Source organism: Microbacterium sp. bgisy207, assembly GCF_057706855.1.
In genome coordinates, this window is record NZ_JBYIPB010000014.1 from 68,530 (window position 1) to 79,874 (window position 11,345).

The following is an 11,345-nucleotide window of genomic DNA, read 5'->3' on the forward strand; positions in this document are numbered from 1 at the left end:
ACTCTAGCCTCCCGGGGGTGGCCTGTCCTCCGCTACGCTCGTCGCCATGGAGAGCGATCACTACTTCTCGTCGTCGCCTTCCAGCCCCGAGAATCTCCGGCGGATCCGCGTGTCGATCGCCGGCCAGCCTGTCGACGTCGTCACCGCCAGCGGTGTGTTCAGCCCGGATCACATCGACACGGGCACTGCGGTGCTGCTCGGCAATACCCCTCCGCCACCGGCCGGGGGGCATCTGCTGGATCTCGGATGTGGCTGGGGGCCGATCGCCCTCACGCTGGCGATGGATGCCCCACACGCAACGGTCTGGGCCGTCGATGTGAACGAGCGTGCTCTCGACCTCGTGCGAGCAAACGCCAGCACACTCGGTCTGTCCAACGTCAACGCTGTGCTGCCCGGCGATGTTCCCGAGGATGTCGTCTTCCGTACGATCCGCTCGAACCCGCCCATCCGCGTCGGCAAGAACCAATTGCACGGCCTCCTCGAGGAGTGGATCCCGAGGCTCGACGAGCGGTCGGATGCCTGGCTCGTCGTTTCCCGCAACCTCGGGTCGGATTCCCTCCAGCGCTGGTTGACGGCGACATTCCACCCGGGCTACTCGGTGCACCGGTCTGCGACGGCGAAGGGCTTCCGCGTCCTTCGGGTGCGTCGCCACGGATCGTCCGCAACCGCCCCGGTCGATCTGGTCTGACGCGCAGCTAGGCGAGAGCGATCTCGCCCGAGAAGACGAGTGTTGCCGGGCCGGCGAGCAAGACGTGCGGCTCGCCGCCGACGTCCACGACACGGACACCGAGCTCACCGCCGGGCACGCCGACCTGCCACACGTCTGGCGCCGCAGCACCCGCCCAGTGGCGAACCGCGAGCGCGGCCGCCGCGACGCCCGTGCCGCAGGAGAGCGTCTCACCGACGCCGCGCTCGAACACGCGCATCGTGATCCCCCCGGTCCCCTCGTGAACCAGCGGGTCGCTCGGAACGACGAACTCCACGTTCGCGCCCGAAGACGGCGCGGGCTCCAGCTGCGGCGCGCGGGACAGATCGATGCCGGTGAGCTCACTGTGACTGGGCAGAGCGACCACGACGTGCGGGTTTCCCACGTCCACTCCGATTCCGGGGCGCGCGACATCGAGGTGGCGGGCGCGCACGAGCACCTCGGACTCGTCGATCCGGAACGTCCCCAGATCGACCTCGAATCCGCGCTCGTGAACGGTCACCGGCTTGACCCCGGCGCGCGTCCCGATCAGGACAGGCCCCGCCTCGGCATCCGCCCAGCCGACCGCCGTGAGGTAGCGTGCGAAGACGCGGACGCCGTTCCCACACATCTCCGCGGCGGAGCCGTCGGCGTTGCGGTAGTCCATGAACCATTCCACGCCCGCGGCGGTCGCTGCCGCACCCTCGGCGATGGCTGCGGCCCGCACGACGCGCAGCAGCCCGTCGGCACCCACGCCGAAGCGCCGATCGCAGAGCGCGGCGACCTGGTCGTCGGTGAGGTGCAGTTCCCCATCGGCGTCGGGCACGATGACGAAGTCGTTGCCGGTCCCGTGGCCCTTCGTGAACGAGATGGCGGTGGACATGTCCTCAGTCTAGGAGCGCTGTGCCCCGCGAGCCTCCTCGAGCCGGACCGCATGCTCAGGGGCCGGTGAGCTGCGCCACGTCGGCGTCGGGCTCGAGCCAGTGCACACCGGTGTAGCGACGAAACCACGACACCTGACGTCGCGCGTAGCGACGCGTGAGCGCCTGGGTCTGCGCGATCGCCGCCGCAGCCGTCAGCTCTCCCGCGAGCTGAGCGAGCGCCTGCGCGTAGCCGATCGCCCGCCGCGCGGTGACGCCCCGCTCGATCCCTTTCGCGCGAAGACCCTCGACCTCCTCGACAAGCCCCGACGCCCACATCCGTTCGACGCGAGCATCGAGGCGGCCCACGAGGTCCTCCCGCGCCACGCGCCGGCCGAGCATTCGGGTGGTGGGATGCCAGAGGACCGGAGCGTCGGGCAACGCCGCCCCGTGACCGGCGCTTCCGGACTCGATGACCTCGAGGGCGCGGATCACCCGCCGCTCGTTGGCAGGATCGACGCGCGCCGCCGTCACGGGATCGAGTCGACGCAGGCGCTCCACCAGCACGCCGATTCCGACCTCGGCAGCTTCGGTCTCGAGGCGGGCACGCCGGATGGGATCGCGGGGAGGGAAACGGAAGTCGTAGATCACGCCCGAGACGTACAGGCCCGATCCGCCGACGAGGATCGCGTCCGCCCCGCGGGCGTGGATGTCGGTGATGGCCGCGCGCGCCGCCGGCTGATAGGTCGCGACGGCAGCTTCGTCGGTGACGTCGAGCACGTCGAGCAGGTGGTGCGGGATCCCGCGCCGCTCGGTCTCGGAGAGCTTGGCCGTGCCGATGTCCATGCCGCGATAGAGCTGCATCGCGTCGGCGTTGACGATCTCCGCGCCGCGACCGCGCCGCATCAGTGCCTGCGCGAGCGCCAGCGAGGTCTCGCTCTTGCCGCTGCCGGTCGGTCCGACGATGACCCAGAGCGTCGGCGCCCCGCTGGTGTCGATGTCCACGGGAGCCGTCGTGTCAGACTCCCACACGCACCGTGGGCAGGCCCAGCGAGACGGAGCGACGCTCGCCGTCCTCCGTGGCAGCCGGGACCGCACAGGACTCGGCGAGCGACCGATCCCAGGCATCGCCGGCGCGCGTGCGACGGATACGGAGTCGGGCTCCCTCAGGTGCATCGGCGAGCAGGTGGAACGGGGCCGCGTGAGTCACGGTCACCGTGACGACATCGCCCGGGCGCGGGATGTCGGAGCCCTCCGGCACCTCGAAGTGCACGAGTCGATTGTCTTCCGCGCGACCGGTGAGGCGTCTGGTCGCCGCGTCCTTCTTACCCTCCCCCGTGGAGACGAGGACATCGAGCTGACGCCCGATCTGGGCGTGGTTCTCCTCGAGGCTGATGCGCTCCTGCAGGGCGATGAGTCGGTTGTAGCGCTCCTGAACCACAGCCTTGGGGACCTGGTCAGGCATCGTCGCGGCGGGAGTGCCTTCGCGAATCGAGTACTGGAACGTGAACGCGCTGGCGAACCGGGCTTGCTCGACGACGCGCATCGTATCCTCGAAGTCCTGCTCGGTCTCACCGGGGAAACCGACGATGATGTCGGTCGAGATCGCGGCGTGCGGGATACGTTCGCGCACGCGCTCGAGGATGCCCAGGAACCGATCGCTGCGGTACGACCGTCGCATCGCGCGGAGGATGCGGTCGCTGCCCGATTGCAGCGGCATGTGGAGCTGCGGCATGACGGAAGGGGTCTCAGCCATCGCATCGATGACGTCGTCCGTGAAGGCGGCGGGGTGCGGGCTCGTGAACCGGATCCGCTCGAGTCCCTCGATCTCCCCGGCGGCGCGGAGAAGCTTGCCGAAGGCCTGTCGGTCGCCGAACTCGACACCGTACGAGTTCACGTTCTGTCCGAGGAGAGTGACCTCGATCGCACCGTCGTCGACCAGGAGGCGGATCTCATTGAGGATGTCGCCCGGGCGTCGATCCTTCTCCTTGCCCCGCAGGCTCGGCACGATGCAGAACGTGCAGGTGTTGTTGCACCCGACGGAGATCGAGACCCAGCCTGACGACACGCTGTCACGCTTGGTGGGCAGCGTGGACGGGAACACCTCGAGCGCTTCGAGGATCTCGAGTTCCGCCTCCTCGTTGTGGCGGGCACGCTCGAGCAGACTCGGCAGCGATCCCATGTTGTGTGTGCCGAAGACGACGTCCACCCACGGCGCCTTGTCGAGCACCCGCTGCTTGTCCATCTGCGCCAGGCACCCGCCGACCGCGATCTGCATCCCGGCACGCTTGTCCTTGCGCGACTTCAGGTGCCCGAGGGTGCCGTAGAGCTTGCCCGCTGCATTGTCGCGCACGGCGCACGTGTTGATCACGACGACATCGGCATCCTCGCCCGTTGCCGCCCGGACGTAACCGGCGCTCTCCAGCGAACCTGACAGGCGCTCGGAGTCGTGAACGTTCATCTGGCAGCCGAATGTCCGCACCTCGTAGGTGCGCGGCGCGCCCATCGGTGACACCGCGGCAGGGGAAGGCGCGATCGACGTCGGCGAGGCGGAGGGGGTGGTCATGATGCCTGCCATTCTACGAGCCGCAGATACGGGCAGGCCGAGCGCTCGCGTCGCCGCGGGTCTCACTCGCGGGGATCTGCCAGCGCGAGCCGCGCCGCCGACATCGCCACCCCGGGCGGATAGCCCCGCCTCTGGAGTTGACCGACGAGCCGTCGGATCGCCACATCGACGGGCACGCCCCGGAATCCGCCTGCTTTCTGTCGGGCATACTCGAGAGCTCGTTCGGCGTCGTCGTCGGGGAGCACAGCCAGCGCCGCATCGGCGATCTCCCGCGGTATCCGGCGCTTGGCCAGCAGCTGCGCAATCGCACGTCGCCCTTCCCGGCGCCGGGTGACGGCCGTGTGCACGAGTTGCTCTGCAAGGTCGGCATCCCCGAGCCACCGCTTACCCACGAGCTCGGCTACCAGAACCTCGGCGACGACCTTCTCGACACCATCGGCAACCAGCTCGTCTGTTGCCTCCGCCTCCGACAGTCCGCGCCTGCGCAGACGCTTGATCAGCCGATCGAGCGCTGAGCGGATGACAGCGGATGCCGCTCGGGTCTCTCCGTACGGATCGTCGGGGTACCGGTCGTCATCATCGTCGTAGAGGTCGTCATCATCGACCCACGTCGAGTGCCAGCTTCCAGCGGACAGATCCGCGCAGGCCTGGCCGCGATCCTCGCCGATAACATCGTCACCGCGAGAGCCTGCACCGCGAGGGACTGAGCCGTCACCGAAGAGCGGGATGACGGGGGCGAGCGAGGACTCGCCCCCGGTCTCACGCGTCATGATCAGGCCGGACGCCGCTTGGCGAGCTCGTCCTCAACGTCGCCGGCGGGCTTTGCCCCGCCGATACCGAGCTTCTCTTTGATCTTGGTCTCGATGTCGGCCGCGATGTCCTCGTTCTTGATCAGGAAGTTACGAGCGTTCTCCTTGCCCTGACCCAGCTGCTCGCCGTCGTAGGTGTACCACGCGCCGGACTTCTTCACGATGCCATGCTCGACACCGAAGTCGATCAGGCTGCCTTCGCGCGAGATGCCCGTGCCATACAGGATGTCGAACTCAGCCTGCTTGAACGGCGGCGCCATCTTGTTCTTGACGACCTTCACGCGTGTACGGTTGCCGACCGCATCCGTGCCGTCCTTGAGTGTCTCGATACGACGGATGTCCAAACGCACCGACGCATAGAACTTCAGCGCCTTGCCGCCCGCGGTGGTCTCGGGTGAGCCGAAGAACACGCCGATCTTCTCGCGCAGCTGGTTGATGAAGATCGCCGTCGTCTTGGTCTGGTTCAGGCCACCGGTGAGCTTGCGAAGCGCCTGCGACATGAGGCGCGCCTGCAGGCCGACGTGCGAGTCACCCATTTCACCTTCGATCTCGGCCTTCGGGACGAGCGCAGCAACGGAGTCGATGACGACCAGGTCGATCGCGCCCGAACGAATGAGCATGTCGGCGATCTCGAGCGCCTGCTCACCGGTGTCGGGCTGCGAAACCAGAAGCTGATCGATATCGACGCCCAGCTTCTGGGCATAGTCGGGGTCGAGCGCGTGCTCGGCGTCGATGAAGGCGGCGATTCCGCCCGCCCGCTGCACGTTGGCGATCGCGTGCAGCGTGAGCGTCGTCTTTCCGGAGGACTCCGGACCGTAGATCTCGATGATGCGTCCGCGCGGCAGGCCGCCGACGCCGAGAGCGACATCCAGCGCGATCGAGCCGGTGGGGATGACTTCGACCGGAGCGCGCTCGTCACTGCCCAGTCGCATGACTGAGCCTTTTCCGAACTGTCGATCGATCTGTGCGAGCGCTGAATCGAGCGCCTTCTCGCGGTCTGCGGGTGTGGGCATTGCGTGTGCTCCTTCAGCACTCGGTCCGTCGCCGGTGTCCGACGTCGGAGAATCGGCCGCCTGTAGGCTGTCGCGGTCCCGCTCGTATGAGCGTCACGTCGACAAGGCGTGTGGTGTCGTTCGACGCTGCTCACGGTACGCGGGGCCTCGGACATCACTGCCGAGCGTCTCGCGTGTCGTGGGCGAACGGCCTCTCGACTCCACCTGTGCAGGAGACTACGCGGTCATCGAACAGATATTCGACGACACGCCGCTGGATCAGCGCCGAGGTTCGAGCCGACCGACCCCATACCGACGCTGCGCGGGAACATCGGTCTCGGCACACAGCGCAAGCCACACCTCGCGTGGCGGCACGCCGGCGTCGAGAGCTTCCACCGCCGTGCGCCCACCCGCTCCGGAAAGCACGAGATCGACGAGGATGGCACTCGCGCGGGCACCGAACTCGTCAGCGACGGCACGGTCGAACTCGCTACGGCGCATTCAGAACGCGCGATTCAGCGCAGAGAGAGTTCGGCGTCCATCGACGCGACGAGCTCGTCGGGAACGACGTCGGGGAAAGTCTGCAGGCCCTCGAGCACGGCGAGCCGGTCGCCCACTTCCCGCATGATCGTCGAAATCGGAACGTCCAGCGCCTCCGCGACCGATGCGAGGATCTCGCTCGACGCTTCCTTCTGACCGCGTTCCACCTCACTCAGGTACCCCAGCGCGACACTCGCGCGGCTGGCCACCTGACGGAGGGTACGACCCTTCTGCTGGCGGAAGTCGCGCAGGACTTCGCCGATCTCCTGACGTACCAGTATCATCTCGGGCCCCCTCCTCACTGACTGCTTCTGCTGGTGGTGATTCCGCTGGTGTCGCGGGTGGACAACAGTACAACACCGATGTAGGTCACACTAATGCCGCCTTCTGGGGAATGGGTGGGAATCACCGAAAGTAACGCATCCGAAACATCCTCTGTTCCCGGGCGACGACCGCGCTCGCTCAGAGCGAAATCCGCAGCAGAGTGAGCGCCGCGGCAACGGCGTCACGCCGGATCGCGGCGCGGTCACCGGCGAGATCGTGCTCGCGAACCCACTCCCCGTCCGGCGTCGCAACAGCGACGTATACCCGCCCGACAGGTGCTCCATCCTGCGGGTCGGGACCGGCGACACCGGTCGTGGAGACTCCGACCTCGGTGCCGCGCGCTCCCGTCGTGGTCGCGATCCGCACACCCCTGGCCATCTGGATCGCGACCTCGGGATGCACCGGGCCCTCCCGTTCCAGAAGTCCCGCATCCACCCCGAGCAGACTCGCCTTCAGATCGGTCGCATACGCGACCACGGCGCCGCGGAGCACATCGGAGGCGCCGGGCACGGAGACGAGCTCGGACGTGAGGGCTCCCCCGGTCAGCGACTCGGCTACACCCAGCCGCCATCGGCGCACACGGAGCGCCTCGAGCACCTCCGCAGCGGCGGAAGCGCCGTGAGTCATCTGCCGTCTTCCTGCGCCGTCGAGACCCGTCGAGCCCGCGCCGCGCGGACTTCCGTCACGACATAGTCGATTCCGCTCGCAACCGTCAGGATCACGGCGATCGCCATCGTGATGCCGTTGACCCAGAACACCCACTCACCCACGAGCGTCGACAGGGGAAGCAGCGCCAGCGAGAGGGCGACAGCCTGCGCGACCGTCTTGAGCTTGCCCATCCACGCCGCGGCGAGGACATGGTCGCTGACGACGATGAACCGGTACACCGTGATGCCGATCTCGCGGGCCAGAACCACGATCGTGATCCACCAGGGCAGCTCGCCCAGGATCGACAGGCCGATGAACGCGAAGCCCGTGAGCACCTTGTCGGCGATCGGATCCAGAAGCTTCCCCAGATCGGTCACGATCTCGTACTTGCGGGCGAGGTACCCGTCGATCCCGTCGGTGGCGATCGCCACGATGAAGATGACCGCGGCCCACCAGCGCAACGGGCCGTCCGTTCCCCCGTCGGCCAACAGCATCCAGAGGAAGATCGGCGCCATGAGGATGCGCACGACGGTGATCGCGTTCGGCAACTGCCTCGGAATGGCCATGGGCCGAGCCTACTGCGCGCCGGCCACGGCAGTCAGGCGCGACTCAGTCGCGGCCGGTGAGGCCCCAGGCGTCTTCGCTGCCCTCGTCGCCGTCGACGACCTCGTACCCGTCGTACTGTCCCTCGACAGCATCCGGCCCGTACGCGTCCTCGGATGCCGCTGCCGGGGCATCCTCGCCGCGCAGGCGTGCCAACACCCCCGGGAGCTGCTCGGCAGTCACCAGAACATCGCGCGCCTTTGAGCCCTCCGACGGCCCGACGATCTCGCGGGATTCGAGGAGGTCCATCAGTCGCCCCGCCTTCGCGAAGCCCACGCGGAGTTTGCGCTGCAGCATCGAGGTCGAGCCGAACTGGGTCGAGACGACGAGCTCAGCGGCTGCCAGGAGCAGCTCGAGGTCGTCGCCGATGTCGGCATCCACTTCCTTCTTCTCCGCGGCAGCCTGCACGTCCGAACGGTACTCGGGCCGCGCCTGACCGGTGACGTGGGCGACGACCTTCTCGATCTCGGACTCGCTGACCCACGCTCCCTGCACGCGGAGTGTCTTGGATGCCCCCATGGGCAGGAACAGCGCGTCACCCTGTCCGATGAGTCGGTCGGCACCGGGCTGGTCGAGGATGACACGCGAGTCGGTGACGCTGGTGACCGCAAAGGCCAGCCGCGAGGGGACGTTCGCCTTGATGAGGCCCGTCACGACGTCCACGGAGGGACGTTGCGTCGCCAGGACGAGGTGGATGCCGCTGGCCCGCGCCAGCTGCGTGATGCGAACGATCGAATCCTCGACGTCTCGCGGCGCCACCATCATCAGGTCCGCGAGCTCGTCCACCACCACGAGCAGATACGGGTAGGGCTTGAGGACGCGCTCGCTGCCCGGCGGCAGCTTCACCTCGCCGGCCACGACCGCGCGGTTGAAGTCGTCGATGTGGCGGAATCCGAACGACGCGAGGTCGTCGTAGCGCATGTCCATCTCTTTCACGACCCACTGCAGCGCCTCGGCGGCCTTCTTGGGGTTCGTGATGATGGGCGTGATCAGGTGCGGCACGCCCGCATAGGACGTCAACTCGACGCGCTTGGGGTCGATCAGCACCATCCGTACCTCGGACGGCTTGGCACGCATCAACAGGCTCGTGATCATCGAGTTCACGAAGCTCGACTTGCCCGAGCCGGTCGAACCGGCCACGAGCAAGTGGGGCATCTTCGCGAGGTTGGCCACGACGAAGCCGCCGCCGACGTCCTTGCCGACCCCGATCGTCATGGGATGCGTCGACTGCGCCGCCGCGGCGGAGCGCAGAACATCGCCGAGGGTGACGATCTCGCGGTCGGTGTTCGGGATCTCCACACCGATCGCGCTCTTGCCCGGGATCGGAGCCAGGATGCGGACCTCGTTGGAGGCGACGGCGTACGCGATGTTGTTCGTGAGCGCCGTGATGCGCTCCACCTTCACGCCCGGCCCGAGCTCGATCTCGTACTGGGTGACCGTCGGGCCACGGGAGAATCCCGTCACCCGAGCGTTGATCTGGAATTCCTCGAAGACGCCGGTGATCGCGCGGACGACGGCATCGTTGGCTTCCGAACGCGATTTCGCGGGGGTTCCCGCGGACAGGTTGTTGACGGACGGGAGCCGGTACGGCGCCATCGGGGTGGCCCGGGGCGCGTCGCTGCCGATCCCGGTCACGCCAGGAAGCACACCGTCCTCGTCGTCCGCGTCGTCGTCCTGCAGGCCCGTGCGCGAGCTTCCGACGGCCTTCTTCGCGCCGTCGAGCACCGCCGGATCGATGACCTCGGTCAACGCATCGGGCGCGGGAGCATCGGCGGTGACCGCCTCGAAGGCCTGATCGAAACCGCCCTCCGGAGGTCCGGGCGGGAGCAGCTCGGTCAGGTCCTGCGTCGAGAGTCCGCCGTCGGCATCCTCTTCGCGTCCCGAGCTGTTGCGACGCCACCACGGCATCGACGCACGCTCCGTGGATGCCGCATCCTCGGCATCCGTCTGCGCAGCAGCGCGCTCCGCACCGAACATCCACGCGTACAGGTCGCCGAGGCGCCGTCCGATGCGGTTGGGCGGCGTCTTGGTGAGGATGAGGATGCTGAGGACGGCGAGCAGTCCCAGCACGATCCCCGCACCGATCGACGTCAGGCCCAGAGCGAGCGGCTCACCGAGCATCCATCCGAACACGCCGCCCGCTTCACTGAGCGCGGGCAGACCGTCCCGCGGCTGCGGCCGCCCGCCGTACACGTGCGCGAACCCGGCGATGACCAGCAGAACGAGGCCGAACCCGATCCCGATGCGGCCGTTGTCGTGGACGGATGCGGGATGGCGGAACAGCCAGCCGGCCAGGATCACCAGCAGGACCGGGAGCACGAAGGCCACCCGCCCGACCAGCCCGCCGACCGTGTAGGCCGAGATCATCTCGCCGATATCGGCGCCGATGAAGAACCACTCGACGACCGCACCGGCGATCGCGAGCACCACGAGGAAGAACGGGAACCCGTCGCGACGCTGATCCTTCTCGAGGGTCTCGGGGCCGAATGCGCGGAACAGACCACCCGTTGCGTGCGCGAGGCCCATCCACATCCGCACGATGAGGGCAGGTCGCTCGTCATCCCCGACGTACCGCTTCGGCGCCGGCGCGGACGCGCGCGAGCGAGAACCCTTCGCGGGCGCACGACCAGAGGTCGAGGTCTTGGTGCTACTCCTCGGCATGACCTCCACGGTAGGCGCGACCACCGACGATTGCCCGGAACGACGCGGCCTGTCGGCATCCCCTCCCCCACGTCCTCCGCCCCGCGCACTCGCAGAGCGGGCCGGCGGTCAGCGCAGGCGCTTGACCATGGTGTCGCGACCGAAACCACTCTGGACGACGGCGAAGCCCTCGCTGCGGTAGAACGTCGCCGCGAAATTGCCTCGCTCGACACTCAGACTCAGGCGAGCGAAGCCATCCGTGCGCGCCTGCACGGCGAGCCTCTGCAGCAGCGCCCGACCGACGCCGTGGGCCCGCCAGATCGGCCGTACGCCGATGATCAGCTCCGGCACTCCCGTACCGACATAGCCGAAGCCCGGCTCTGAGCGCGGAAACATGCGATACCAGGCGGCGCCGATGGGTTCGTCATTGGTGTCGAGGGCGACGAAGCCGGCGTCGCCCGGTCGCATCCAGCCCGACACGTACTTCCCGTGGTCGGGCGAGGTCAGCACGTCGTAACGCGTTCGCGGCTGCCCGGCCGACCAATTCGCCGCCTCGACGACCATGTCGGCCAGGAACGCACCGTCGGCCGCGGTCGCGGGACGGATGCGGAAGCTGGCGGGCATGCGGCGATTGTAGCGAGCGCAGACTGCCCCCCTCGCCGGGCGTACCCGCCTAGG

Annotated in this window: 12 protein-coding genes; 1 reads left to right on the forward strand and 11 read right to left on the reverse strand. The window is 68.1% G+C overall.

Going from position 1 to position 11,345, the window contains the following annotated elements:
- Positions 1-46 precede the first annotated feature (46 nt).
- Positions 47-688 (forward strand): class I SAM-dependent methyltransferase, encoded by a 642-nt coding sequence (locus tag AC3ENO_RS12995; protein WP_434971018.1) that lies wholly within the window; start codon positions 47-49, stop codon positions 686-688.
- 7 nt (positions 689-695) lie between these two features.
- On the opposite strand, the gene dapF is transcribed toward AC3ENO_RS12995, so the two are convergent.
- The 11 genes from dapF to AC3ENO_RS13050 all read right to left on the reverse strand — a co-directional run bounded on the left by dapF (position 696) and on the right by AC3ENO_RS13050 (position 11,291).
- Positions 696-1,568 carry a diaminopimelate epimerase gene (dapF, locus tag AC3ENO_RS13000; protein ID WP_434971019.1) on the reverse strand — a complete coding sequence of 291 codons (873 nt, stop codon included), beginning with the start codon at positions 1,566-1,568 and terminating at the stop codon, positions 696-698.
- 55 nt (positions 1,569-1,623) lie between these two features.
- Complete coding sequence (gene miaA, locus AC3ENO_RS13005) at positions 1,624-2,577, reverse strand: tRNA (adenosine(37)-N6)-dimethylallyltransferase MiaA (RefSeq protein ID WP_434971020.1); 954 nt, start codon at positions 2,575-2,577, stop codon at positions 1,624-1,626.
- Positions 2,564-4,111 carry a tRNA (N6-isopentenyl adenosine(37)-C2)-methylthiotransferase MiaB gene (gene miaB, locus AC3ENO_RS13010; protein WP_434971021.1) on the reverse strand — a complete coding sequence of 516 codons (1,548 nt, stop codon included), beginning with the start codon at positions 4,109-4,111 and terminating at the stop codon, positions 2,564-2,566. Before miaB ends, miaA begins: the two co-directional genes overlap by 14 nt.
- A gap of 62 nt (positions 4,112-4,173) precedes the next feature.
- A complete protein-coding gene (locus AC3ENO_RS13015; RefSeq protein WP_434971022.1) occupies positions 4,174-4,881 on the reverse strand; it encodes a regulatory protein RecX in 708 nt (235 codons plus the stop codon).
- 2 nt (positions 4,882-4,883) lie between these two features.
- Positions 4,884-5,933 (reverse strand): recombinase RecA, encoded by a 1,050-nt coding sequence (gene recA, locus AC3ENO_RS13020; RefSeq protein WP_434971023.1) that lies wholly within the window; start codon positions 5,931-5,933, stop codon positions 4,884-4,886.
- Between the two features lie 258 nt (positions 5,934-6,191).
- On the reverse strand, positions 6,192-6,413 hold the full coding sequence (locus AC3ENO_RS13025) for a DUF3046 domain-containing protein (RefSeq protein ID WP_434971024.1): 222 nt from the start codon (positions 6,411-6,413) through the stop codon (positions 6,192-6,194).
- Between the two features lie 14 nt (positions 6,414-6,427).
- A complete protein-coding gene (locus AC3ENO_RS13030; protein ID WP_300591430.1) occupies positions 6,428-6,736 on the reverse strand; it encodes a helix-turn-helix domain-containing protein in 309 nt (102 codons plus the stop codon).
- A gap of 178 nt (positions 6,737-6,914) precedes the next feature.
- Complete coding sequence (locus AC3ENO_RS13035; protein WP_434971025.1) at positions 6,915-7,403, reverse strand: CinA family protein; 489 nt, start codon at positions 7,401-7,403, stop codon at positions 6,915-6,917.
- On the reverse strand, positions 7,400-7,990 hold the full coding sequence (gene pgsA, locus AC3ENO_RS13040; protein WP_434971026.1) for a CDP-diacylglycerol--glycerol-3-phosphate 3-phosphatidyltransferase: 591 nt from the start codon (positions 7,988-7,990) through the stop codon (positions 7,400-7,402). Before pgsA ends, AC3ENO_RS13035 begins: the two co-directional genes overlap by 4 nt.
- 43 nt (positions 7,991-8,033) lie before the next feature.
- Positions 8,034-10,688 (reverse strand): FtsK/SpoIIIE family DNA translocase, encoded by a 2,655-nt coding sequence (locus tag AC3ENO_RS13045; protein ID WP_434971027.1) that lies wholly within the window; start codon positions 10,686-10,688, stop codon positions 8,034-8,036.
- A gap of 108 nt (positions 10,689-10,796) precedes the next feature.
- Positions 10,797-11,291 (reverse strand): GNAT family N-acetyltransferase, encoded by a 495-nt coding sequence (locus AC3ENO_RS13050; RefSeq protein ID WP_434971028.1) that lies wholly within the window; start codon positions 11,289-11,291, stop codon positions 10,797-10,799.
- Positions 11,292-11,345: the final 54 nt, after the last annotated feature.